Genomic DNA, 24,704 nt, shown 5'->3' on the forward strand with positions numbered 1-24,704 from the left:
CTCAGCTGCACCACTGCTTCGTTGTTCCGCGGTAAGCCCTCTGCTGTTCCGATGCGGGAGCTTCCAGAAGAACTGCTGGTCAGGATCGCCCTAGAATTCAAGCCATTCCGGAGACCGAGCCAGACCGGCAGCCTACTTGTGGTGCCGCTGCTTCGCCCTACCGGGTGAAAAGCGGCGTGGAACATGAGCTGCCCCCAGCCAGCTGGTAGGAATGACAGCCAGCTGGACATGGTTTACCCTCGCTCGTCCACCCGATGTGTATGCCGTGCCCACGGCGTACACAATTTATCCGTCGTTTTGCGCACGTTTCGGTCCTGCGAGATTGAAACCCGAAGTTACCGGGTAGTGGACTTGGGAACGGGGTGCTAACACCGGTACTTCGTCGTTCGAAGGAAGACTGACGATGACAACCGAAGAGGGTGGCGCAATCACGGGGACGCGGGACAAGGACTACAACCTGATCTGGTTCGTCGAAGCGTCGCTGAGCAACGCGCTACGCATGGAAACTTACATCCGAGATGCTGAGGATGCGGGCGATCAAGAGCTTGCCGACTTTTTCCGGAGAGCCCAAGCGGAAAGCCGCAAGGGCGGCGAACAAGGTAAAAAGCTTCTCGCTCAACGTCTTAGCCAGCCTGACGTCTGAAATTTCGAGACCGATACCGGGGATGCCATGAGGAGGTTCATCACCGCCAGCGACCCGAAGGCGAAGCGCTTCCGGCGATCCATGGGCGGCGACAACGACTATGAGGCGAGCGCTGTCCTTGCTCACTGCTGATCAGTGGATGAATTTCCAGGCAGTGCCCGCGTTTCTCGAATACGAAGGGCACCTAGGATATTCGCGGTTGGGTGCGGGCATTATGCCACCTGACGATGCCCTCCAGGACCGAGCTCGACGCGACGCTCGTTTCGCCCAACTCAAGGAATCGTATGCGCGGAGCTAGCCGTTCTCCGCGAACGACTGCCCCTCGGCGAAGGCGGAAGTACAACCGCACATCCGGCCTCGCCCGCTGTCGTCACCTTCCAGATATAAATCAAACAGAGTCGACGGCTTTTTCATTGATCGAATCAGAACGGAGGACGTCTGATGACCCAAGAACCTACCCCACCGGAGCGAAGCGGAATGATGCCAGCTGACTCTCCTGCACCGCAGCGGCCGGGCCAAAAAAAGAATTGGACGTTGATCGTCCCGCTTCTCCTCGTGGTGATCCTCATCATCCTGGCGATCGCCGCATACGCCGGCGGCGGGTGGGGCGGCTTCTTCTGAACGGCTCACGATCGCGCCGTGAACAGCGGAACACGAAACACGAAAGCGTCGCGGGGAACCGGCCCTGCAGCAGACCTGGGCCGGAAGATTCGGCTTGCACATAGTCCGAGCGACACTGTGCGGTCGTGCGCTGCTGGGCGCGCGGCCAGTGTGACTCACAGCGTTAACCGTCGCAATTCTCTGGCTCGTCCCCTGCGACACGAGCGGGTTTGCGCAGCGGTGTACGAGACACTGCGCGCTCATCCTTCGATTCCGGTGGACTCATGCGCACTGCCCACGGGTTTCGATTCAGGCGATCCGCGCTGACGTAGGTAGATCGCGAGGACCACCATGCTTGCGACGGCCAGGAACTCCGATTGCCAATTCTGTAGCGTGCGGTTCCAGAACTCCGCGGAGGTCGTGTAGTCCCACCACGAAACAACGTCCTGGAAGTCGCGCAGTTGGGATTCGTTGTATTCGCTTGTGCCGGCGATGGACTGAGCGAGCAGTGACGTAAGAAAAATTGCCGCCATCACCAGTCCGAGAGAACGCGAGTAAATGGCGAGTCGCCAGCCGCCCCTTTGAGCCCAGGCAGGGGATTTCTCACGAGCATGGGAACCGACACATTGGTCTTCATCCGACTCGGTGCCACTGCGCCCGAGGCTCTTTGATTCCGGCGATCCTTTCTGAACGAGCCAGACCGTGGCGTAGATGTAGAGAAAAAACTGCAAATATTCCGATTGCCAGTTCTCCGTGACGTCAACGGCGAACGACGACGACGTGACGTACTGCAACGTGGAAATTTTCTCCAGACCACTTGCAGTTTGCTCGCTGTTATATACCGACACTCCAGTCAAAGCCTGCCCGATAAGGGCCGCGACAAAGATGACACCGAAGAAAAGCGCCAGCGAATTGTCGCGAACGCTGTGCGCAAAAGTGCGGCTCATCGGTGTAGCAATCCGACGGTGATGAAGTACGCCAGTCCTACTGCCACCACCAGGATGCACATCCAAAATGAGACTCTCATCGTGTTATTTCCCCTCCACAATGCACTCGTACGGTTGTTCATCCCCTCGTGAGTGGCAGCCAGCGGCGATCACCTTCCAACCGTGACTTGTCCGGGTCAGGAAAACCGTGTCCCCATGCATTCGGACTTGCGCTGCCCGGCCGTAGACGTCCGCGGCGACGACGCCGTGGGCAGCGGGTATATGTGCATTTGCGATTCCGTCCTCGCAATTTCGCCCCGTCGAAATCTCTATTTGCTCGACTGTGGAGGTCGCGATCGCGTCGCACATTTCGGCGCCGTCCGCATCCTGGAACGCGGTATGAAATTCTTGCGCGACCTCGGCGGCGCCGGCGTTGTCCGGTTGCAGTGACGCGCACCCTGACGCTGCAGCCGTGGACAGAAGGAGAAAGGTTAAACCTATCCGCATGGCGTTGACTATAGAGTGCGGGGAGCGCTGAGTTGGTAGGGCAACACGAAGCGCAGCCGGAGTCCACATCATTCGCGTACCACCCAGTCGGGGTAGACATTCCCACGTGGAGAGGATCGCGGCTGGGGCGTGTCCGGCCGGTGACCGAACGGCCGTTCTGTCTCGATGCGTAACCACCCGAACGGCTCGGCAGTGGCCTATTGTCAGTTGCAGTGCGCCTACTTGTACGCGTAACCCGAAGGCAATGAGGGAGATACGTCGATGAGCGGACTGATCGCAGCTTTGAACAGTGGTACGACAGTCGGCCTGGCCAACACGGTCCTCACCTTCGGTGGAATCATCATCAATCTCAACATCGTGATCAACAATTGACCGAGTTTTCGTAAGGCGCCGCCGCGGGCCAAGCTGCAAGAAGGACTCGCCGTGGCACGATTCGTGCTGGCGACTGTGTGGTAGCGCGACGGGTTTTCCGCTGCTGCACCCGAGCTCGCTTCGTGCGCCGAACCGCAGGGAGCAAGATCGGAGCGGCAATGTCTAGGAAATTGAATTTTGCTGATGTGGTGAACGCATGAAATGCGTGGTTTCGTTCGCGGTAAATGACCTTCGCGCTCGCCGCCTGTGGGGACTCCGAGCAGGGCGAACGCACAGCGGAAGAGACGGTACAGACAAATGTTTCGTTTGGTGGGAGCACGGACGCGTTCGGTGAAATGATGAACGAAGGTGCGCAGTCGCAGGTCGAACAGCGGCCCAGGAAGCCGATCTCGCCGCCATCACCGGTGAGCAGGTCACGGCGGTTGCGGCCCAGCAAATGTCGAACATCGTGTGCTTGGAGATGGAGAACGCTTCAGAGCCTGAAAAAGGTTTCGACAGCGCTGCCGACCGAAACCGGCGTGAGCGTGGAGGTCATGACACGCGTGGCCGAGCGCCCCGTGCAATACCGGTGTCCGGAACTGACCAACAAGTGAGGACGGGTCCCGTCATTACGATGGAATCGGGACCGACGTCGCCGTTCAGGCGTTGCAGGCCAAGAAGTTGACCGAATCATACAGCGGGTCGACGGATTCGCAGCCACGATCAAGAGAAGGAACTACGACGCGCCGCGGCAGAGCGGCCGCAAGCACATCACACGAGAAGCGGTGAGCGAACACGTCACCGCATGTGATGTCAGTCGGAGACCGTGACGCCGAGATGCTCGGCCAGACGGTTCATCGTTGTGACGATTTGGTCCTCGGTCACAAGCGGGAACCCAGCACAGCGGCGAAAGGCCGAATCCTTAACTTCTGACCAGTCATATATCTGGGTGAGGCCGGTGCTGTCTTCGGAAACAACCTCCAGTCGCCACAGCCAGCGGGTCCCATACAGCGGGGAGCCTTCGCGGTTCGGCAGCCAGCCGATTTCCTCGTCGACCTGGTACACGAAAACGGTGTTCTCCGTGACGTACTCACCGAGTTCGGGTTGATACATTTGCATCGTGAACGTGTCACCGACACCGACCAGCGGTGTCGGATCTAGTGCTTCTGTAATCATGCCGGAGCTGTCAATCGCAGCATGTACCTGAGGGTTCGCCAGGGCAGCGAATATCGACGCCGTAGGGGCGGTAATAACACGTCGGACGATCAGTTCGTCGGCCATACGGGCTCACTTTCCGTGTTCGAGAGAGGTCCCCGCCTCGACGCGTCGACGTGACGGGGGCCCGGTACCCGGAGTTTACGGTGTCTCTGACCGGTCATGGCGGAGCTGAGGTACGAGGATCGACGATAGAGGTTCGCGGGCCCCTGGAATCGGAGAGCACTACAGTTCGTGGAGTCGTCCACGGGTCCGACAGTGGCAGAGCACACCACAGGCATGCCGCCCATGTGGTCGCTGCTGCCAGCAATGCGGCTGGTTCCCCTTGTCAGCGATCGCATCAGAACCGACACCGTCGGTGGAGAGAACGAGGCCGTTCAAACGCGAGAAGTCCTTTCGCGAACTTCAACATGTTCATCCTCGAAGCCGCCCGTTTCTGTCGAGGAAGGGAAGGGCGTTCCGCATTCCGTTCCCTCGGCGCCTATCTGGTCGCTCGACAAGTCAAAGGGATTCTCGCGAGTGCTTTGTGGCGCTGACGTTGTACCGTTCTCGGACGGCTTGCTGGTTGTAGGCGTCCAGGAGTGTGCGTTTCAGCGTGGCTATGGCACGGAACGTACGCTGTAGCGCTGGCCACTTCGTATCTTGCATCTGCCAAAAGGCTCCGACGCCTTGATATCTAATGAAAAAGGTGACGTGGTTGGTCCGGTCGATGCATGAATGTTCGCAGAGTCGGGTAGGAGGCTGGCAAGCGTACAGACAACAAGATGCTGACGCGGTCGAAGGAGAATCGATGTTCCATTCCCGCGCCGAGGAGGTCGCCACGGTGCTTGCCGAGCACTTTCCTCGTGATCTGGCCGATACGGTATTTGCTCAACGCACGGCCACTGTGGTCCTCGACATCGCCGATTGCGGCCGATGGTCTGTGGAGATCGTCGACGGCGTCGCGAAATTGAGCGCAGGGCCGCAACCTCGACCGACGTGCAGTATCCACTGCGACGCGACGACAATCACTGATTTACTGACAGGACGGCGGAGCGGAGTGGAGGCCTTTCTGGCTGGTGATCTCATTGCACGTGGCAGTTTGGCCACAGTGCTGCAGCTCGGTGGCGCGTTTGCTCCGGATATCGAGGTCGCCGCCCGGCCACAAGCCCGCGAGATCGAGGTTGCAGGCGCGCGCACCGCCTACCTCGAGGCCGGCCCATCCGATGCGCCGCCGCTCGTTCTGCTGCACGGGCTCGGTGCAACCAACGCGTCCATGTTGCCGTTGCTATCGGGCCTCGCCGCACAGCACCGTGTCCTCGCGCCCGACATTCCCGGCTTCGGTGCATCCGAGGCCCCGAGGTGGGATTACAGTGCGCAACAATTGTGTCGTTGGTTTCACGATTTCCTCTCGGCCACGGATGCGAGAGGCGCTGCGGTAGTTGGGAACTCGTTGGGTGGACGGCTCGCACTCGAATCGGCGATGAGTGATCCCCAGGCGGCAAGCGCATTGGTGCTGCTATGCCCTTCCCCTGCATTTCGTCGTTTCCGCCAGTTGGCTCCGTTTGTCAAACTGCTGCCGGTCGATCTCGCTCGGATTTCGAGAGTTGCGCTCCCTCGCCCACTGATGACGGCGGCACTGAGAACGTTGTTCGCTGATCCCAGGAGAGTCAGAAAGGGCTGGTACGACGCCGCACTCGACGAATTCGAGATCGCGATGAGCAAGGGCAACCGCCGCCGGGCTGCATTGTCCGCTTTGGTCAACATCTACACCGAGGAGGCATTCGGCGAGAAGGGCTTTTGGGAACGGCTTCGGAATGTGCGTTGCCCGACGCTGTTCGTCTGGGGTGGCGACGACCATTTAGTTCCTTCGGCTTTCGAACGCCATGTCACCGATGCCATCCCCTCGGCGAACTCTGTGGTGATTCCCGATTGCGGCCACCTCCCACAGCTCGAATTCCCTGAACTTACTACCCGCCTCGTGCGTCGATTCATTGCGTCGTCCGATTATGCCCGCCGTCGATCCGCGCGGGCGGGCACTACTACGCCGTCCGCAACTGCGACGCCGAGATCTGCGGCGAATACGCGTTTTTGAGGCCGCAAGGTAGCGGGCAGGAGGCGAGGAGCTGGACCCGCCGATTCTTCAAAGTCACCCCCGGTCTTTGTCATTGCCATCGATTAACGGCGGGGCAGCAACGGACCGATTCGTAGACCAGGTCAGGCTCTCCCGATGATCGCCAGCAGGCAATCAAAGTCCGGGCCGAACGACCGATGTTGGGTGACAACGTCATCGGATGCCAGAGGAGAGGTTGGGCAAGCTGGCGGGATGTCGATCGTTTCGGGATGGATTGAGGGACAAGCAAAGTCACTGCCCATGCTCGAATTCGAACGATTGATCAGGAGGAGGTGCATCCTCCGCATTCGTACAGAAACCCGGGGATCATCGTCGTCACGGCCTGCGTTGCGCTGGGACATGCGCCAGGATCGAGTAGGTGGCACACACTTGAGAGGGCTCCGGTCAGCGGCTGCGAGCTCGATGCTGAGGAACCCTCGACCCTGCGATTGGCACGTGGGACGCGCGGCGCTTCGAATCAGCGACATCTTGTCTTGCCTACGAACGCTCCGCTATCGGGCCCGCGCTGGAGGCCAAGGACGCGTGCACCAGAAACGCCGGTGACCTACGGACGTGCAGTTCTAAGGTGGATTCGGTGTGCGCCAGAGCTTTGGGACAGCACCGTCCTCGATGTTTGCGATAGTGCGTAGTCCATCTGCGTCGCGTCGAAGAGTGGTGACAAAGTGTGATCGTGTGGTCTCGTCGACCCCATCGGGAAGGTTCGCCCCTTCGCTCACTGCTTTAGCGGAGTTGTCCAAAAATCGAGCAATGCGCAGCAAGAGTGGTCGCGGTACTGGAACGAGAAAGTCCTGTGTATCGGCGGTGATCATGCCGAGCGTCGAGAGATTGGACAACCCGTCGGTGAGTGAGCGGTCCTCGAGATTGCTGTGGGCGACTTTCAATGCTTCCGCCAATGCAGCGTTCGTCAGTCCGAGGGCGTTGGTGGGCATCAAGATTTTGCGTTCGAATTCAATCATGTTCGCGCCCGGTGCTTCCTCGGAGATGGTCATTGCCAGGGAGTTGGCGAAGATGGCCAGGTGCTCGTCTGTGAAGTTACGTTGTGCGGTTTGCCGAGTTACCCTCATCAGCCGGGCGTATTCGTCGAGTTTGTCGTTGATCAGCACGCGGGCTTCGGAGTCTGCGATCGTCACTCCCAGGTCGAGAAGCGCTGCGCGCAGTTCCGCTGTTCGTGTGTTCAGCCACGTTTCCCTCGACCTCATGTTGACTCCACTTCTTGAGTGTTCCTCAGGACGAGCATATGCCGCGACTCTCAGCATTTCGGTGCGATCCCCGCGGGCGAGACTGATGATTAGAGGGCAGAGATCCTCAGCGTCGGTGAAGGTGATCTTCGACCTTGGGCTCTGGCGCCATCGTCGAGTGTCTTTTGCGTCCAGAGACCACGCAGGTGCGTGATCACACTCAGGAAAGTGCCCCATCCGATTGCCGACAGCACCACACTCACAGCTGCTTGGCCGGTGTTATCGGTACTGCCAGCGATATTGAACGCAGTGGTGAATCCTGCCGTCATGATCACCGGAGGCAAACCCGCCGGTGATGATCCAGCGTGAGAAGTAGGCGGCGAGGAAACACGTCACAATGACGGTCAATGCGCAGGCGATTACATGCCAGGCAGGAAACTGCGTCGCTGCTGGCAGCCCGGGACCACGGTGCTCGCCTCGATCGTCGGCGGGCCAGCCCCTGATCGTCACAGTGACGAGATGGTGACTGCGGCGATCGTGGTGGGAACGGCGACGAAGATGAACTCGCTCCAGAGAAACTGCGGAAGAGAAAACCCTGAAGCGATTGTCATGACTGAAGTATGCGCGTGCGAACGAAGCCCACGATACGTAAATCAGGGAACGCTACACGTGGGAATGAGGCGCTTTCGGCGATTCATACGGTCATTGCTCGACATCAATCACTCTTGGAGGGCTGCTTGGACTTGTGTCGCGGAAGAGGTTCATCGTCGGCCGTGCGGACTTCGGGTCGGCGGACGATCTACGAGTCGGTTCGCTCGTTGTGAGGACAGCGATCTGTGAGGGACTGTTCCGGGTTGGCTGGGACGAAGGGCGGCATTATTGTTCTGTCCCGCATTGAGTTTCGCTTACACGTTGCATTGAGTGCCTGCCGTCGCGGGGCGTCCTGGGCGCGGTCAGGTAGTTTTTCCGAGTTCGATGCGCAGAGTTTCGAGTGATTGGGTGAGCAGGCGTGAGACGTGCATTTGGGAACAGCGAAGTGGAGCCGGAATTGCCGACGACATTGCGGCCGGATCAAGGACGCGGTCACCCACCACTGCGGCCGACCGGTAGCGGCTGCTGAACGAGCCGCCAGCGACCAGGGTCGCATGCCAAGTCTGCCAACGTGCGCGCGATCGCTGGGAGGTTTGTGGGACAGAAGCGGTTCCGTCGTCGGAATGATCGCGCCGGACGTAGCCCTGCATGAGGCCGACGGCCTTCGGTCATCCCACTTGATCGTCGGTGAGGTGATAGGAAGCCGCTCGTCCGGTGTGGCAGCACGGCTGCCATAGGCTTGGCCGAACGCGACGGTGAGCGCAGTGGTGGCACTCCGAGTTGGGCCGAGGACGCCGTGGCCAATACGGAGTAAGGCCGTTACATATCGATTTAGGATGTAACATCGACAGTGCCGTTCGATAACTCGATTATTGCTGAAGTTGGGATGGCTCCGGCGGACCGGACGAATCCGCGTGTCGCCGCATGCTGGGTTCAGCGCCTGTGTTGTGGCTCCGGAAATTCGAGGTGGTATCCCATGCCCGCTGATCGTCGCCGCCATGCCGCTGCGCTTGCTGCGTATCTGGCTCAGTTGGCACTGTCTTCCGATGACGGGAGCGGTGGGAACGACACCCGGTACGCGGGGCTCTCCGTCGAAGACCTCGATCAACGTCGTCGGGACTACCAGCAAGCCTTGCTCTGGGCTCGGGCGGCGGACTTTTCCGAGGAAGACATCCGCTCTCTCGACGTTATGCGACGTCGGTACTCGTTCAGGTTCTCGTGATCGTTGCCGCACACCTGTCGTTGGCTGCCGCCCTCGTGAGATTGTGGTGTGCCCGTCGTAGATGACGTTCTTGAGCTCTCGGATCTTGATGCAAGAAATCTTGTCGTGGGTCCTTGTCGCACGTCAGTAAAAAGGGCAAACACTTAAAAAGCGCACGCCGCAGGAGTTTACATGTTATATCTCTTCACGGTAACCGGGCGGCACATCGTGGCGTCCGTCTTTCATTGTCGATCATTCGGAGAACCCATGGGTACACGCACTACGATATTCGGCCGCTCCACACAACGCGCCGCAATTGCGGCTGTAGCGGTGAGCGCGGCAGCAGTCCTCGCCGCGCCGACTGCCTCTGCCTCGACACTGGACAACATTCCCGGTGCAGAATTCTGTGACGGCACTCTGACCGGGTCATGCGTCAACGTCGATGTCCTGAGCGGGATGTTCAACAACAACGGCTTCCAATTACCGCTCCGTCAGGGCGACATGGTGCTGAGCTTGGGGCTGACCGACGACGGCGCCTACGTCAGTGACGCTGAAAACGGATGGGGGGTGCACTCCAAACCGGTCACTGTTCCCGGCGGTGTATTAGGAGTGGACTTGCCGTTGAACAATCTGTTCGGACTGGCTGCGGTAACCGCCGAGGTCGAGGGTGTGGGGCTGCCGGTGATGCATGATCAGATCTTCGACTTCAACATCGACCTTCCGGTTCGGATGAAAATCAACAATCCGTTCCTCGGAGACAAATGCTATATCGGCTCACCGGACAAACCCGTCACTTTCGAGCTTCGCGGTGTCAACCCCGGCACGGCCAATCCCCCCGTGTACGAAGTTCTCGGAGAGCCGGACTACCCAGCCGAGACATTGAAGATCAGCAACGTGCAAGCTGCCGCCGCCGATTTCGCATTGCCCTCGGCATCGGGCTGCGGACCGTTCGGCGTTCTCAACCCGATCGTGAACTGGCGTGCCAAACTTCCCGCCACACAGAACACCTCGCTGACCACCGAAGCCGAAGCGTATCTCTTCAGCCCGGGAGATCTCGTCGCCACACCGTCGCCGGAAACCCCCGGGGCAGGAAGCTCAGGCAGCAGCGGCAGCTGATCGAGCCACACGAGGCATGGATTGAAAACCCACGCAATCGGTTCTCTGCCCATGCCGCGGAAATCATCGAACTGGGTACTTCCGGGAACGATCTTCGGGAAATGCTGCGCACCGACATCTCGATCCGCCGGGAGCAGGAACCGCGATCAGCAGCCCTCGGCCCGCGGCGACAGACATCGCTCTGACGTTCGCGGTGGCTGCAGTTCTCGGCATCACCACCGGTGTACTCCTGGCCGATGCACTGGCAGGAATTGCCGTCGGAGGCGGGATCACAAGTCGTGTTCGGGTTGGTGCTCCGCACGATCATCACCCGCCGCTGACAGCGATAAGTACACACGACCAAAAGCGCGGACCGCGTGCAACGTCATCGATGCGGCCGAGGCAGTGCGCTGTGTGACGGAAGCTATCCAGCGGCGGCCGGCAACAACTGTCAGGGGGGGGGGTGGTGGCACGTCCCCACCGAATTTGGCGGCCAGCGCCACGAACAGGACACCGTTCGTCGCCCTACTTCGCGTTCGCAGAGAGTGCGCTCCACGCACGAGGTGTCAGCCGTTCTGCAGGGATGAGATTTGCCGGCCAGTATTTCCGCCACTTCCAGTACCGTGCCCGAGACGGAAGTGACGATGAATAGAGATTGCGCTCGTTGAACTTTTCACCTATTCAGAAGCGGACCATGTCAGCTCGGCCGCCGTTGGCTGCGCGTCGCCGGGTTGGTCCAGAGCGACACGTTACGGCCCGCCGGGGCAACACTCACATGGAACCCGGCGGGCCATCCATTACTTCGCGACCCGGAGCCCTGGGTGTACGAGGATCGACGGCACATCTCGTCTTCCCTTCGTCAAGCGCGTTTCCAGGGAGTTGGCGGTCAGCCGTTCGGCTTCGTCGATGATGTGGTTCGGTGTGGTGGACGACGGACACGCCGCCGACCCTCTGGGCGAGGGTTGCGGCATCGAAGCCGCAGAAACTCAGCTAAGCACCGTTTCGGGCTGAGACGAACGAAAAGTAGCCGCAGTTTTTCGCTCGACACGAACTGCTCCCGCCGCGCGTTGGACCTGCACTCCGCGGTCCCCACGCAGGAGCGGTTCAGTGGTCGAGCAGGATAGATGTCAGAGGCGCAGCAGCGGTCACTACAGGTAGGGTGCAGGCAATCGGATTACGTGAAATCCACGGTCGGAAGATATTCCGGCTTTCCGGTACACACCTCGATCGACGCCAAAGCATGTGATCATCAGCGATCTAGACTGCCTCTGGTGGTCAAGAAATGGCCGTGTGCATTCCTCGGGTCAGTACCGATGTTGCCGCTCACGTGTTGCCGCCCTTGCCGCAGGGCTGCTCGGGCGGGGTGTGGCGGCTGAAAGAGGCTCGGCCGGTGTAGGTTTGGTAGGAAGTCCACGCCGTTGGAGCTGTCGTTTCAGGACCACACGGGCGGTTTCCCGCTCGGGAAAGCCCTTCTTCGATGTCGAAGCACCTCTCCCTCTGGGAATCTCGTCCCTCGGGGCCTTTCGCGGTGACGAAGCAGCTCGCCGGCCAGCTGGTGCGCGAGGTGGTGGCAGACGGTGTCGGGGTGGCGGTGTTCGCCACCGACTCGACGCGGGACCTGGTGTTCACCAGTGACGGGGTCGCGGAGGAGCTCGACGAGTTGCAGTTCACGCTCGGGGAGGGCCCGTGCCTGGATGCCTACCGTTTTCACCGCCCGGAACGGCACGACGACATGGCCGCAGGCGAGGCCCTGGCTCGGTGGCCGCTTTTTGCCTCGGAGGCGCTGTCGGTGGGAGCGGCGAGTCTCTACGCGTATCCCCTTTGTGTGAATCCCCTCGACGGCGGGGGTGTCCCGTTCGGAGTGCTCGAACTCTACGGGCGGTCACCGGTGGCCTTGACTGCACGCGATGACGTGACGTGTCGGTCGTACGCGCACACGATCGCTCATGCGGTGCTCTCCGAGCTCGGTTCGGCGTACGCAGTGACCTCGGGAAGCGATGTGGGGGTGTTTCGACGCGGGAACGTAGATATCGCGTGCGGGATGCTCGCTGCCCACCACGGGATTTCGGTGGACGAGGCGATGGTGCGTTTGCGTGCGCTGGCTTTTGCGCGGCAACGGCGCATCACCGAGATCGCGCGGGACGTCATCAGCGGGGAGCGTTTCGAGACGGACCTGCACTGATCACCTGGACGCGCAGGATCAGGCAGACGTGCAGGCAGATCTGAACTGATCAGGGACGTGGGTGTTCGTTTCTGCTTTCGTGTGGGGGAGGTAGGGTTCGTGTATCGGTGAAACCAGCGCCGCCACCTTTGTTGAGTGTGCGCAGGACGGTGCCTGCGAGACAGGATCACCATGACTCGCGACGATCTTTCTGCTGCGCTCGATGCGCCGTCCCCGTTCGCTGACGAGGAGGCCGCACGCGCATACAGTTCCGACGACATTTCGGTCGCTCTGGAGCGTTTCGGTGCGTTACTGCGTACACCGATGGAGTTGTCGGTGATGTTGCAGTCAGTCTGTGCACAGATCGTAGCGACGATCGTCACGGCGGACATGGCCGGCGTGACGATCCTCTCCGCCCTCGACAAGCAACCCGAGACGGTCGCGTGCACGGATGAGCGTGCCCTCGACGTCGACGTGGATCAGTATCGGGCGAATGAAGGGCCGTGTCTGGAAGCGGCTCGCACCAGGCAGGTGGTGCGGGTGCGGATCGAGGACGCGGCGCTGCGGTGGCCCGAGTTCGCGAAGAACGTCGCGGGGATGGGGGTGGCAAGTTACCTGTCGGCGCCGCTGACGACCGATGACGACCACGTAGGGGCGTTGAATCTCTACAGCTACGACGATCACGGCTTCAGCGAGATCGACGAGGTGCTCGTGCAGGTGTTCGTCGCCGCGGTCGAAGGAGCGATATGGAACGCACGCCGGGCGGAGCAGTGGCGTGCCGAGGTCGAGGGCTTGCAAGCGGCGATGAAGACGCGCGCGGCGATCGAACAAGCCAAAGGGATGCTGATGGTGCTGCACGGGATCAGTGCAGATCGTGCGTTCGAGGTACTGGTCGAACAATCCCAGTCCCGCAACATTCGGGTGGCGGCGATCGCGGCCGAGGTCGTGGAAACGTTGACGAAGCAGTAGTCGGGGCCGGCTGAGGATGGCTGTCGCTGCATCGGAGTCAGGCGATGCGTTGCTGCATCGGAGTCAGGCGATGCGTTCACTGGAGCATTCGTTGGCTTCCCTGCCAGGCGCGGTGTGTGGCTGCGCCCGGCATATCGAGTGGGATGCTTCCCGCTGATGTGCACCTCGTGGGGTTAGGGTGGGTGCCAGTGCTTTTTCATGACAGTGGCAACGGGCTGCCTTTCCCGCCGTGTCTGCTGCATGGTGGCCTCGAATGGGTAGGACGGCAATGCCTTTGACGAAGAAGTTCTCCGACATGTACGACGACGCGCTGGCCGCATTGGCTGCAGCGTCGCAGCGTCCCGCTGCTGTCGTGAACGTGGAGGGGCACTACGCCATTCGCGTGGACCTCGAGTACAACCGCTGCGTGTTGGCCACCAACTCTCCGCGAGGTTTGTGGGACGAACCCGATGCCAGCGGGTCGTGGCGGGTGCGCATCATGCAAATCGGCGACGAGGGCACGGACACATTATTGAGTCAGGCGCAGAAGCCGTGGCTCATCGATGCCTTCGATGCCGCGATCGACCAACTCGAATCCGCCGGACATGCCATCGTTGCCGATGCGGAATTCGGTGCCATCGCTCACGCCGACGAGCGATCACCGGATTGCGGTCTGAGCTCGGACGAGGACCCCTCCGCGGGCATCTGAGCGAGCTGAGCGATCCGTTCGGCCAAGACCGCGTTCTGGGTTTCCAGGTCGAGGATGACACCGATCCCGGTCAGGTTGATTCCGTCGGCGATCAACGCGCTGATTCGCCGCAACGTGGCCAGGTCCGCTTCGCTGTAGCGGCGAGTTCCTCCGCCCGTGCGGGCGGGGGTGAGCAGACCGCGGCGCTCGTACAGTCTCAATGTCTGCGGGCCGACCCCGGACAGTTCCGACATCACCGAAATCCCGTAGACCCCGCGCTGGGCGGGCGCTGCATCGCTCACTGCCACAGCACTTCTCCCTCAGCCCAACCGGATATCAGTCGACTTTAACACGGCTGATCATCATCCCTTCGCCCGTCGACGCCGTAAATCTGATACATGGTGCTACAGATTTGTGCGCGGACGAAAATTGCCACGGCCTCGACATGCCCACCAGAAAGAGTGGAAACACGCCTGAAAGCGCAGTTTATCCAGGGAGGATGCGCTCACAGCGCCCTCGATCCTGCGTTCCCTGCCGCTTCTGCGGTCGCTTATCTGCATCAGCTGATATAGATTTACGCCATCGGATCGAACAGCTAGGTATGCGAGCACAGGGACTTCGGTAGCGTGAATGACTACTGCCATGACCCCCACATTCGAGGCCACGCGCACGTGTGCACAGCGGCGGCCTTCGCGGAGAGCGGTGTGGACACCGCTGGGCGCCACGTTGACGTGGTGGCGGCAGGTGACGATCGATCTCGTCCTGGTGATCGTGATCGCCGGGGTCGTGGGCGGAGTCGGTTCCGTCCTTGCTGGCCCGCTGGGCGCAGTGGCGTTCGCCGTGGCCGCAGCCGTCGCATTGCGCGTAGTCCTGCAGACGATCAACACCCGAGCGTGAAATCAGCACCAGGAGTGGAGGAGACGACGATGCCGAAAGCACGAAGCCTACGAGCAGCGACCGATCGACAGATACTGGCGTTGCCGTGAGCGCGCACAGCAGAGATGCCGCATATGCGCACGTTGCCGGCCTGTTCGAAGAGTTGACTGCCCTGCCGGATGGTGACGTGCGCTGCGAGCGTCTGCGCACGCAGATCATCGAGTCGTGTCTGCCGCTGACGCGCCACATCGCCTTGCGATACCGGGGCCGCGGACAAGCCCACGAGGACCTCGTCCAAGCCGCCAGTGTCGGTCTGGTCAGTGCGGTGAACCGTTTCGATCTGTCCAAGGGCAAAGATTTTCTCGCCTTCGCGATCCCGACGATGATGGGCGAGGTGCGTAAGCACTTCCGGGACCGCGGCTGGGATGTTCGTGTGCCGCGCTCGTTGCAGGAAAACTACCTTGCGCTCAACAAGGCCTACTCTGCGCTCCTGCAGGATCTCGGGCACGAGCCTACCGTGCCGGAACTGGCGAAAGAGCTCGGAGTCGAGCCCGCCGAGGTCGCGGAGATCGTCGCCGCCGGCGATTCCTATCACGCGGCGTCCCTCGATGCCGCCGCCGTGGGCGATGGTCGGTCGATCGCAGATACGTTGGGGAAGTTCGATATTGCACTCGACGGCGTCGACAACCACGAAACACTCCGGCCGGCGCTCCTTGCACTGCCCGAACGTGAACGGACCATCGTGCTCTACCGGTTCTTCGGGGAGCTGACCCAAGCGGAAATCGCGGAGAAGGTCGGACTGTCGCAGATGCATGTCTCCCGGTTGCTCACCCAAACACTCGAGAAACTGCGGACGGCACGGTCCCTGGCACCCCTGCAGGCCGCGGCCGCAGCCTGAGTTGCGTGGAAGAAAGGACGAGGACGGAATGCATTTCACTTTTCTCTACGACGGTGCTGCCCAGCGCACAGCGGAGTACCCGACCTTGGAGGAAGCGGTCCGGAGTATCGAAGCGGGACAGGTCGATCGCACGGCCTGGAGCATTCAATACACCGATCGTGAGGGCGGAATTCGGGTGTACCGATTCTCCACGAATCGCGACGACAGTGACGAAAGATGAACCTGCAGAACTGAATACCGCAGAGCACACTGCGGAATAACTCTCTCTGTGCAGCGCATCCCGGCCCAGGGACCTGCAGCAGGTTCCTTGCCGGTGGGAACGGGAGCTGTGCCACCGGTGCCCGGCTGGCGCGCGAGGGTGAGTCGTCGCAGGCGTTGTCAGGCGTGGTCGGGGCCGTCGTTCCTGTCGTGATTGGCGCGTTGGTCTCGCCGCGCACGAACAGCTTTCGATGTTACGGGTGCTGCCGGCTGGCCGGTGTTGCAGACGTATCAGACCAGCAGCGGCCCCGCCTGCGACGATTGCCCAGGCGAGGAGGGGGAGCCACACCATGTGGGCAAGGCTCACTGCGATGCCGACGATGGCGATGAGCAGGATGGCCCACAAGAACAGTGCGATGAACCTGGCGACGGGTTTCACGGGAGGCTCCTCACGTCGTTGTCAGGGGCTGGGTGTCTGGCCCGCTGGTACCTCGTTAGAGGACGGGCTTTTCTTTCTGGATGTCAGTGTGCCCGGCGGAGCGGCGGCCGTGTGGGCGAATGGAGGCGAGTTGCCTCGGTGCGCGCGTGTCGTTGCGGCGTTCGCCGCTGTGTCGATTCAGCATGTCGTCGACCGTGTGTGTCGCTCGTAGGAGTGTTTCGCTACGCGCCGGGAGTGCGCCACAGTGTCGGTGTGGCGCCGTCTTCGGTGCTCGCGCGGGTGAGTAGTCCATCGGCGTCCTGTTAGAGGGTTGTACCGTTGCCGGCCGCGAGCATCGCGCACCCTCTTCGTGTCGTCACGTCATCGCTTCGCGAGTTGCAGAACCTTGGCCGAACCGAGGGGGATATCAGGTGGGGGTGATGTCGTTGTCGGCGGCGAAGACGAGGCGGCCGTCGTCGAGGGCGATGGCCCATCGGCGTGTTGGTGCCCAAGTGCGGCCGAGTTCGCCCTGAGCGAGGAGGGAGTCGGCGTAGTCGTCGACGACGGTCCCGGTCTCGACGCGCTGTGCTGGATGATCCGGGGCCGCGGGCGGCGTGACGGTGACGCGGGTACCGACGGTGATCGGGGCGGGTTTTCTCTCGGGGCCGGGCATGGTTCCGATTGTGGCAGGACAGAGGCGGTGGAGCATCCCGGCCGGAGGGCACGCAGTTGTCGGGGCGCCGGAAGGTGTACGTGGTGGCCAGGGAGGACACAGAATTCGTTTCCTTCTGGGTCGGACATGACGATCCACGGATCCTCGGCCGCCCAGTCCACTACGCGCGCTCCGGCTGTGCACAGTCGCATCACTTCGGCATGTTGATCGCTGTGTTGGGCTCTGATGTCGAGATGCAGCCGATTTTTGTTTGCCTTGTGATTTGTGACCGGTTGAAGCAGGAGAACAAGTTCGGTGCTCTCGGGCAGTCCTGACCCGAGTTCGACATATCGTTTGCCATGGGAATCGGTCCACGTGCTGGTGATCCTCACGCCGAGTGCTGTCGACCAGAACGTGCTCATCAGATCGGTGTCGAGGCAATCCACCGCGATGGCGGCGAGGCGACTGGACACGGGTCCACCTTTCTCGGGGGAACGGTTGTCGGCGATCGTACGGGCGTGTCAACGGTCTCTGAAGTCTGACCCTTTACGGGTCCCGCAAAGTTGACCCGCCTACTGTCATTAGTCGTTGTTGGATCGGTTCTTCGTCAGGAGCTCTCGGCGTGACCGGGTGCGGTAAGAGTCGCCGGTGAGGGTGAGCACTTCAGCGTGATGGACGAGTCGGTCGATCATCGCTGCGGCGACGACGTCGTCGGAGAATGTTTCTCCCCATCGATCTGGGGTTGGCACTTGTTCGTCTCCGTGGAAACCCGCAGCTCGCTGGGACTTCAGCATGTTTTCGCGTTCTAGCCTTCTTCAAGCTGTGAGCGGTCTATATTAGGTGCTACCTTAATCGTTCAGGTGTGAAGAAGGTGTGCTGATGACCGAAGGTCTGCGGCTGATCCCGGGCAACGTCGTTCCGATAGAGTCGATCGAGTCAGATCCTGTTGTGTTCCAACGCAACTGCGTGGACGCCTTCGTCGCGTCCTGGCGAGCTCGGGGCTTCAGCCCAGTCACTATCGACAACGACATCGGGCTACTCGAGCGGACGCTGACGGCACTGGGCCGGCCGGCGTGGGAAGTCACCGCCGAGGACATCGACCGAGTCGTCGGCAGCCTCGCAGTCGCGGGCCGTGCTCCGTCGACTCGGCGGGAGTATGTGCAGATCTTCAAGGGATTCCACTGGTTCCTCCAGGTTCGCAAGGCAGCCGAGATCGAGGCCGTGTTCGGGGTGAAGCTGGTCTGTCCGGTGGATGAGTTCAACGCCTCCCGCCATGTCGGCGACGATTCGCCGGCGCTGGTGCCGCCTCCGACTCCGGAGCGCGTGCGGGAGTTCTTCGAGTTCATGAAGGCGCGCATCATCACCGCCCGAAAATATGGGCCGGCAGCTCGGGACTACGCGCTGTTCCGGACGCTCTATCATGCCGGACTGCGCTCGGAAGAGGCTGCGCTGCTCGACCTTCCGGATGTGCATTTCGATCGTGGTCCGTTCGGCAAACTTCATGTCCGCTTCGGTAAGGGCGCCAGGATGTCCGGTCCTCGGCCGCGATGGGTTCCGATGCTCGACGGTCTGGACCTGGTGCTGCGCTGGTTCCTGACCGACGTGCGGCCCAAGTTCCCGGACTCGCCGGTGTTGTTCGCCGACGAGTCCGGCGGGCCGCTGCATCGTGGAACGATCCGCAACCGGCTGCGATATCTGATGGAGCTCGAAGGGCGCCCGCGTTCGGAGCGGTTCAGCCCGCATGCGCTGCGACGTGCGTGCGCGACCCACAACTATGAGCGTGGCGTGGATCTGGTTGCGATCCAACAGCTTCTGGGTCACTGGACCGTCGGATCGACGATGCGGTATGTCCGGCCATCGGCGACCTTCATCGAGGACGCGTATCGGCGCGCGGTGACCACCACCCTGGCCGAGCTCAGCGGAGAGGACGAGCGAGCGTGAGGATCAAGTGGCGACTGCGGATGGCCGCGGCCCAACGCGAAGTGTGGACCGGGACCGAGCTGCGCAGGCTGCTGGCAGACAAAGCCGGGCTGGAGATGTCGGCGGCGTCGGTGTCGGCGCTGTTCACCAAGGAACCCACCCAGATCAAGATGACGACGCTGATCGCGTTGTGCACTGCCTTGCAATGCACTCCGGACGACTTGTTCGAGATCGACGCCACTCCCGTCGAGCGTCCTGCCGATCCGCCAATTCGACCGGCGCCGACGCAGCGCCAAGCCGTCAACGCCCGCGGCCGCTCGCTTCCGCCGATGTGACGCTTCGACCTGGAAGTCATTGCAGAACATGGGTAAACGCCAGCGTGACTGTGCCGAGTGCGGCGGACCGGTGGGCATCATCGGCCGCGACCTGTGCTGCCGGTGCACCGCCCGCGCCAAGGACGCGGCCGCCAAGCAGCCGTGCCCTGACTGCAGCCGCAGTAGGGTGCTGGTCGTCGAGACAGGTCGTTGCGTGATTTGTTCCCGCCGGTGCGCGCAGTGCGGTCACAAGGTCCGCTTCGCGGAGGCCGTGTTGTGCCGGGGCTGCCAACGCAAAGCCGACCTGCAAGCTCGGCAACAGGACTGTCCGCGGTGCGGCAAACCCGGGTATCTGCGCGTGGACACCGGCTGGTGCGGTCACTGTTCGAGGCCGCGCCCTTCGAAGAAGCCCCCGCGCGTCTGCGTCGCCTGTGGCGTGTTGCGTCGCCATGCCGGCCGCGGCATGTGCTCGCGATGCTGGCAGCGCCATCCGGATCGGCCGCATGTGGCCGGCGAACATCTCCTAGCACGTCTTGCCGACCCGCCGGATTGGCTGCCCGGCCTGATCACCTGTCTCGCCGACGGCTATTCGCCAGGCCGTGCGTGTGTGGCGGTCACCGAGCTGGGGCGACTGCTCGACGACGAGCACTCCAATCATCCGCCGTCCCTGCTCGACAGGGCACGCCGCTCAGGCCGTTCCATGGGTCCGCTGGCCAGATCGATGCAAGATTTCTTCACCGAACACGGGCTGGCGATGCCGACCGACCACAACGAGCGACTCGCCGCCGGCCGCCGGCAACGGCGGATCGAAGCGGCCCCTGAACCGCTGCGACCGGCAATCGCAGGATTCGCCGAGTTCATGCTTACCGCCAAGGCCCGTGCTCGCCGGGCCGGAACACTGCCCCGCAGCGATTCGACCATAGAGGCCGCACTGGCGGCCGTTCGAGATTTCGCTTCGTTCTTGAACAGTGAACGCGGGAAACAAGATTGGGCGACCGTCGAGCTCGGCGACGTCGAGGCGTTCCTAGTTTCCCTGCCGAAGTCGCGCCAGCGAAGACTCACCGTGCTGCGCCAGTTTTTCCGATTCGCGCGCAGTCACCGTCTGGTCCTTGTCGATCCGACGAAGAGCCTGGACAGGAAAGAGGCCAAGGGTTTTCGTGGCCGGACGCTCACTCTCGAGCAACAACGCCGGTTGTTCCAGCGGTGGACCACCGACCTGCTGGTGCATCCGCATGAATCCCTGGTCGGCATCCTTGCCTTGCTGCATGGCGCTTCCAGTCGCGAAGTCCGGCTGCTGACCTGCGACGATGTCGATCCGCTTCGACAGACCGTCAGGCTTGGCGAGCGACCGCATCCGGTCCCGATGGACCCGGCGAGCTGGACGATCGTGCAGCGCTGTTTGGCCCAGCGCGCCTCCTGGCGCACCGCCAATCCGCACGTCATCGTCACCAAAGGGACCAAGGCCGGACGGTCACCCGCATCGGTCGCCTATCTGAGTCATGTGCTCGACGATTGCGGGTTCGGCCCGCGGATGATCCGCTGCACTCGCCTTATCGATCTGGTCAACACCATGGATCCGAAGCTCGTCGCCGCGGCATTCGGCATGACCGCCGAGGCCGCCATGATCTACCTGGCAGACTTCGTCGACCCGACCCGACTGCCGAACCCGTGAAACTTCGGCGCGACTACGCACAGATTCGCGCGAACATGTGCGCTTTCCCGAACGGCAGATTCGAGGTGACCATGATCGAACCCAACTCGTACCGGGATGCGACAAGTTGGAAGAACAAATTCGCCGCGTCCTGATCGAACGGAATGTATCCGACCTCGTCGATGATGATCAGTTTGTAGCGGCGAATCTTCTTCAGTTCCGCTTCGAGCCGGCCTGCATGGTGTGCGGCACCGAGGCGGGCAATCCAGTTCGATGCCGTGTCGAAGATGACGGAGTAGCCGGCGTGGATCGCTTTGACGCCGAGCCCGATTGCGATGTGCGTTTTGCCGATGCCGGGCGGGCCGAGCAGGATCACGTTCTCTGCCTTCGCGACGAAAGTTCCGGTGGCCAAGTGCGCCAACACATCACGACGTAGCGATGGCAGGTGGTCGAGGTTGAAGTCCTCGAGTGTTTTCACTGCCGGAAAATGCGCAGTGCGGATCCGCATGATGGCACCCTTGGATTCGCGGTCAGCGACCTGACGTTGCAACAACGCGGCGAGGTATTCCTCGTGGGACCAGTTCTCGTCCCGCGCCTGGGCGGCGAGGTCTTCCCAGGTTGCTCCGATCGTCGGGGTTTTCAGTACGCGGGTGAGGTAGGCGATCATCGACGGCAGCCCATCGGATGGCCCTGCCGGCTTGGTCGGTGTTGCAGTCTTCGAATTGGTGGAGGTAGCCACTTACGTTCTCGCTTTCGTTGTGGGAGTAGTGAAATCGACCCCGAAGAGGGCGTCGTAGTCAGGCAGAGCACGCAAGGCGACCCAGTGCCCGTCGAGATGGTGACGGTCGGCGTCACGGCGGCGCCGCTGGTCGGGGGTGAACTGTTGCCGCAACTGCGCGGCCGCCGCGACGTGAGCCGGATCGGTGACCACGGCATGTTTCGCCCAGGACCGTCTATGGGACGCGACGACCTGTCCCTCACAGGTGACCACCACCTCGTTCGGTGATGCGGCGACGTCGACGAACCTGCCGATCACTCGCGGGTCGACGGAATAGTCGACCGCGTCCATCCTGACGTAATAGTCACGGGCCAAACGGATTCGGTGGTGCAGTCCGATCGGCGGGTTCACCGGCGGCAATGGAAGCATCGCTGAATAGTCCGTGTCGAGCAGATCGATTGGTCGTCCCCCGGTCGAGCGAACCATCCGAGAGTTGGCGCGTTCGAGCCAGTCTCCGAGTTGGTCGTTGAAGTCGTCGGGTGAGGCAAACCGGCGGCCAGGCAGAAATGAGGTCTCGAGGTAACCGTTGTGCCGTTCGACCATGCCCTTGTACTCGGGGTCCCGTGGTGGAGCGAGTTTGATCTGCGTGGCCAACGTTCCCGCGAATGCCACCGCCGGAGTGGTCACCTTTCCGGTGCCACCGATCGACGATTCCCTATCCCACAACAGTGTTTTGGTCACTCGACCGACCTGTGAGATGGAGGTCCACATGCCCGAGAGAATGTCTCCGCCCTGCCTCGACGGAATCATCGATGCGGTCATGAACCGTGAGAACGCCAACGTCATCACCAACACAGGCAGGATTCGTTCTTGCCCGGCTGCGACCGGGATTCTCGTCTCTGGGAACCAGAGATCGCATTGGGTGAGTTGACCCGGCTCGTACGTGATTCGGTCGGCGGGGTCGATTCCCTGGTACTCCGGCCGGATCTGTCGCACCCGATCCTTGAGTGTGGTCAGCGAATGCTCCCAGCCGATCCGTTCGGCGATCACCGTCGCCGGCATCCGCGGATACTCGGACAGCAGTTGTCTGATCTGTGGCTCGACTCCATCGGCGAGTGAGCCGCGTGGGCCGCGTTCCCGACTCGGTGGGCCCTGCGCGCGTAACGCGGTGCGCACGGTGTTCCGGGCGATGCCCATCCGTCGTGCGATTTCCTTGATCGGTATTCCTTCGCTGCGATGCAGACGACGGATTTCTGCCCAATCCTCCACTGATATCACATTGGGCTCAATCGGTGGAAGCAACATTCGAGGTCAGGAGGGTGTTGTGGGTCGTCCATCGGATTGGGTGCGGGAGGTGACGGGCAGGGCTCCGATGAGGTCACCGGGAGCGCCGGGCCATCCTCGGTCTAAGGAACGAGATTTTTGGGAGCAGATCAGTACTGGCAAGCTTCCTCGCGAGGCAGCTGACGCTGTCGGCGTGGCGCAAGCGGTTGGTCAGCGGTGGTTCCGGCACGCTGGCGGGATGACGCCGTACTCGTGGCCCCCGCCGGCAGGCAGGTACCTTTCTTTGGCAGAGCGTGAGGAAATCGCGATCCTGCACGCCACCGGCCACGGAGTGCGCGCGATCGCGAGTGCCATCGGGAGGAGCCCGTCGACGATCTCGCGGGAGTTGCGCCGCAACGCTGCCACGCGTGGAGGCACGCTCGAATACCGCGCCAGCGTGGCGCACTGGAAAGCCGAGTTGTTTGCCCGCCGCCCGAAGACCGCCAAGCTCACGGCCAACGATCGGTTACGGCACTATGTTGAGGACCGACTCTCGGGCCGGATCACCATGCCGGGCGGCGATGCTGTCGCCGGACCGCTCGAACGGCAATGGAAAGGCTTGAACAAGCCCCATCGTCAGGACCGCCGATGGGTGAAAGCGTGGAGCCCCGAGCAGATTTCGAACCGGCTACCAATCGATTTCCCGGATGATCTGAGCATGAGAATCAGCCACGAAGCCATCTACCAGTCCCTGTTCATCGAGGGCCGCGGCGGCCTGCGCCGCGAACTCATCTTGTGCCTGCGCACCGGCCGTGCTCTGCGCATGCCGCGGGCAAGAGCAAAGCGTGCTGCCTGGGCTCACGTGAGCCCGGACGTACTGATCAGCGAGCGTCCCGAAGAAGCCGACGACCGTGCGATCCCCGGGCACCACGAGGGTGACCTCATCATCGGTACGGACAGGTCCGCAATCGGAACCGTCGTCGAGCGCACAACCGGATACACCACCCTCGTGCACCTGCCACGGGAGCGTGGGTGGCGACAGCAACCGATCACCAAGAACGGGCCGGCACTGTCGGGATACGGAGCGGTGTCGATGAACAGAGCGTTGACACAGGCACTGGCGTCGATGCCCACCGAACTCAAACGCTCGCTGACCTGGGACCGCGGGAAAGAGATGTCCGCACACGCCCAGTTCACCATCGACACCGGGCTGAAGGTCTACTTCGCCGACCCGCACAGCCCGTGGCAACGAGGCACCAACGAGAACACGAATGGACTACTGCGCCAATACTTTCCGAAGGGAACTGATCTCTCGCGATGGAACCCAGACGATCTCGCGGCAGTCGCCCACGCTCTCAACACGCGACCACGGAAACGACTCCAATGGCGAACCCCCGCTGAAGCTTGGGACGAACACCTACGATCAATTCAACAGCAACGTGTTGCTTCGACCGGTTGAATACGCCCACCCTCCTAGCATCGGAGAGGGGTCAATCCCAATCCGTCGCTACGGGGTCATTCTTAAGGTTCTGGCCCAATTTCCGTGACGGCTCCACCTTCGCGCCGCGTGTTGTTCCGG

Annotated in this window: 24 protein-coding genes and 2 pseudogenes; 16 read left to right on the forward strand and 10 right to left on the reverse strand. The window is 61.8% G+C overall.

Going from position 1 to position 24,704, the window contains the following annotated elements:
* Positions 1-403: 403 nt before the first annotated feature.
* Both M1L53_RS28000 and M1L53_RS28005 read left to right on the forward strand, forming a co-directional pair.
* Complete coding sequence (locus M1L53_RS28000; RefSeq protein WP_261949379.1) at positions 404-643, forward strand: hypothetical protein; 240 nt, start codon at positions 404-406, stop codon at positions 641-643.
* A 441-nt stretch (positions 644-1,084) separates the two neighbouring features.
* Entirely contained in the window at positions 1,085-1,264 is a 180-nt protein-coding gene (locus M1L53_RS28005) for a hypothetical protein (protein ID WP_261949380.1), read from the forward strand.
* Positions 1,265-1,503: 239 nt separating this feature from the next.
* Here M1L53_RS28005 and M1L53_RS28010 read toward each other — a convergent pair whose 3' ends face one another.
* Positions 1,504-2,190, reverse strand: a complete 687-nt coding sequence (locus M1L53_RS28010) for a DUF6766 family protein (RefSeq protein ID WP_261949381.1) — start codon at positions 2,188-2,190, stop codon at positions 1,504-1,506.
* Between the two features lie 195 nt (positions 2,191-2,385).
* On the opposite strand from M1L53_RS28010, the gene M1L53_RS28015 reads away from it, so the two are divergent.
* Entirely contained in the window at positions 2,386-2,619 is a 234-nt protein-coding gene (locus tag M1L53_RS28015) for a hypothetical protein (RefSeq protein ID WP_261949382.1), read from the forward strand.
* 1,221 nt (positions 2,620-3,840) lie between these two features.
* On the opposite strand, the gene M1L53_RS28020 is transcribed toward M1L53_RS28015, so the two are convergent.
* A complete protein-coding gene (locus M1L53_RS28020; RefSeq protein ID WP_261949383.1) occupies positions 3,841-4,308 on the reverse strand; it encodes a polyketide cyclase in 468 nt (155 codons plus the stop codon).
* A 724-nt stretch (positions 4,309-5,032) separates the two neighbouring features.
* Here M1L53_RS28020 and M1L53_RS28025 point away from each other — a divergent pair.
* Positions 5,033-6,316, forward strand: coding sequence for an alpha/beta fold hydrolase (locus tag M1L53_RS28025; RefSeq protein WP_261949384.1), 1,284 nt, complete (start codon positions 5,033-5,035; stop codon positions 6,314-6,316).
* Positions 6,317-6,915: 599 nt separating this feature from the next.
* On the opposite strand, the gene M1L53_RS28030 is transcribed toward M1L53_RS28025, so the two are convergent.
* Positions 6,916-7,554, reverse strand: coding sequence for a hypothetical protein (locus tag M1L53_RS28030; protein ID WP_261949385.1), 639 nt, complete (start codon positions 7,552-7,554; stop codon positions 6,916-6,918).
* Between the two features lie 1,546 nt (positions 7,555-9,100).
* On the opposite strand from M1L53_RS28030, the gene M1L53_RS28035 reads away from it, so the two are divergent.
* The 5 genes from M1L53_RS28035 to M1L53_RS28055 all read left to right on the forward strand — a co-directional run bounded on the left by M1L53_RS28035 (position 9,101) and on the right by M1L53_RS28055 (position 14,238).
* Positions 9,101-9,346, forward strand: a complete 246-nt coding sequence (locus M1L53_RS28035) for a hypothetical protein (protein WP_261949386.1) — start codon at positions 9,101-9,103, stop codon at positions 9,344-9,346.
* A 246-nt stretch (positions 9,347-9,592) separates the two neighbouring features.
* Entirely contained in the window at positions 9,593-10,441 is an 849-nt protein-coding gene (locus M1L53_RS28040; RefSeq protein WP_261949387.1) for a hypothetical protein, read from the forward strand.
* Between the two features lie 1,507 nt (positions 10,442-11,948).
* Positions 11,949-12,602 carry a GAF and ANTAR domain-containing protein gene (locus M1L53_RS28045; protein WP_261949388.1) on the forward strand — a complete coding sequence of 218 codons (654 nt, stop codon included), beginning with the start codon at positions 11,949-11,951 and terminating at the stop codon, positions 12,600-12,602.
* 171 nt (positions 12,603-12,773) lie between these two features.
* Entirely contained in the window at positions 12,774-13,550 is a 777-nt protein-coding gene (locus M1L53_RS28050) for a GAF and ANTAR domain-containing protein (RefSeq protein ID WP_261949389.1), read from the forward strand.
* A gap of 268 nt (positions 13,551-13,818) precedes the next feature.
* Positions 13,819-14,238: a hypothetical protein gene (locus M1L53_RS28055; protein WP_261949399.1), complete on the forward strand. Its 420-nt coding sequence runs from the start codon at positions 13,819-13,821 to the stop codon at positions 14,236-14,238.
* On the opposite strand, the gene M1L53_RS28060 is transcribed toward M1L53_RS28055, so the two are convergent.
* Complete coding sequence (locus M1L53_RS28060) at positions 14,172-14,471, reverse strand: MerR family transcriptional regulator (RefSeq protein ID WP_397517575.1); 300 nt, start codon at positions 14,469-14,471, stop codon at positions 14,172-14,174. The two genes, M1L53_RS28055 and M1L53_RS28060, sit on opposite strands and share 67 nt — an antisense overlap.
* 388 nt (positions 14,472-14,859) lie before the next feature.
* On the opposite strand from M1L53_RS28060, the gene M1L53_RS28065 reads away from it, so the two are divergent.
* The 3 genes from M1L53_RS28065 (at position 14,860) to M1L53_RS28075 (ending at position 16,211) form a co-directional block, all read left to right on the forward strand.
* Complete coding sequence (locus M1L53_RS28065; protein ID WP_261949390.1) at positions 14,860-15,114, forward strand: hypothetical protein; 255 nt, start codon at positions 14,860-14,862, stop codon at positions 15,112-15,114.
* A gap of 85 nt (positions 15,115-15,199) precedes the next feature.
* Positions 15,200-15,991 carry a SigB/SigF/SigG family RNA polymerase sigma factor gene (locus M1L53_RS28070; protein WP_261949391.1) on the forward strand — a complete coding sequence of 264 codons (792 nt, stop codon included), beginning with the start codon at positions 15,200-15,202 and terminating at the stop codon, positions 15,989-15,991.
* Between the two features lie 28 nt (positions 15,992-16,019).
* Positions 16,020-16,211, forward strand: a complete 192-nt coding sequence (locus tag M1L53_RS28075; protein WP_261949392.1) for a hypothetical protein — start codon at positions 16,020-16,022, stop codon at positions 16,209-16,211.
* An 823-nt stretch (positions 16,212-17,034) separates the two neighbouring features.
* On the opposite strand, the gene M1L53_RS28080 is transcribed toward M1L53_RS28075, so the two are convergent.
* From M1L53_RS28080 to M1L53_RS28090, 3 genes and pseudogenes are all read right to left on the reverse strand, one after another.
* On the reverse strand, positions 17,035-17,280 hold the full coding sequence (locus M1L53_RS28080) for a hypothetical protein (protein ID WP_261949393.1): 246 nt from the start codon (positions 17,278-17,280) through the stop codon (positions 17,035-17,037).
* A 104-nt stretch (positions 17,281-17,384) separates the two neighbouring features.
* A pseudogene (locus tag M1L53_RS28085) lies at positions 17,385-17,732 on the reverse strand (VOC family protein); the annotation flags it as partial.
* Positions 17,733-17,840: 108 nt separating this feature from the next.
* Positions 17,841-17,993, reverse strand: a pseudogene (locus tag M1L53_RS28090) (ATP-binding protein); the annotation flags it as partial.
* A 145-nt stretch (positions 17,994-18,138) separates the two neighbouring features.
* On the opposite strand from M1L53_RS28090, the gene M1L53_RS28095 reads away from it, so the two are divergent.
* Together M1L53_RS28095 and M1L53_RS28100 are read left to right on the forward strand one after the other, a co-directional pair.
* Positions 18,139-19,200 carry a site-specific integrase gene (locus tag M1L53_RS28095; RefSeq protein WP_064445106.1) on the forward strand — a complete coding sequence of 354 codons (1,062 nt, stop codon included), beginning with the start codon at positions 18,139-18,141 and terminating at the stop codon, positions 19,198-19,200.
* Complete coding sequence (locus tag M1L53_RS28100; RefSeq protein WP_064445096.1) at positions 19,197-19,514, forward strand: helix-turn-helix transcriptional regulator; 318 nt, start codon at positions 19,197-19,199, stop codon at positions 19,512-19,514. The genes M1L53_RS28095 and M1L53_RS28100 overlap by 4 nt, the downstream gene beginning before the upstream one ends.
* Before the next feature lie 16 nt (positions 19,515-19,530).
* Here M1L53_RS28100 and M1L53_RS28105 read toward each other — a convergent pair whose 3' ends face one another.
* Positions 19,531-19,875: a hypothetical protein gene (locus M1L53_RS28105; RefSeq protein WP_073513720.1), complete on the reverse strand. Its 345-nt coding sequence runs from the start codon at positions 19,873-19,875 to the stop codon at positions 19,531-19,533.
* Positions 19,876-19,998: 123 nt separating this feature from the next.
* On the opposite strand from M1L53_RS28105, the gene M1L53_RS28110 reads away from it, so the two are divergent.
* Positions 19,999-21,165, forward strand: a complete 1,167-nt coding sequence (locus tag M1L53_RS28110; protein WP_003943392.1) for a site-specific integrase — start codon at positions 19,999-20,001, stop codon at positions 21,163-21,165.
* A gap of 13 nt (positions 21,166-21,178) precedes the next feature.
* Here M1L53_RS28110 and istB read toward each other — a convergent pair whose 3' ends face one another.
* Complete coding sequence (gene istB / locus M1L53_RS28115) at positions 21,179-21,883, reverse strand: IS21-like element helper ATPase IstB (protein WP_315974185.1); 705 nt, start codon at positions 21,881-21,883, stop codon at positions 21,179-21,181.
* On the reverse strand, positions 21,884-23,140 hold the full coding sequence (istA, locus tag M1L53_RS28120) for an IS21 family transposase (RefSeq protein ID WP_261949394.1): 1,257 nt from the start codon (positions 23,138-23,140) through the stop codon (positions 21,884-21,886).
* 244 nt (positions 23,141-23,384) lie between these two features.
* On the opposite strand from istA, the gene M1L53_RS28125 reads away from it, so the two are divergent.
* A complete protein-coding gene (locus M1L53_RS28125) occupies positions 23,385-24,584 on the forward strand; it encodes an IS30 family transposase (protein WP_156519327.1) in 1,200 nt (399 codons plus the stop codon).
* Positions 24,585-24,704 lie beyond the last annotated feature (120 nt).

Source organism: Rhodococcus sp. T9N (genome assembly GCF_024436645.1).
GTDB lineage: Bacteria > Actinomycetota > Actinomycetes > Mycobacteriales > Mycobacteriaceae > Rhodococcus_F > Rhodococcus_F qingshengii.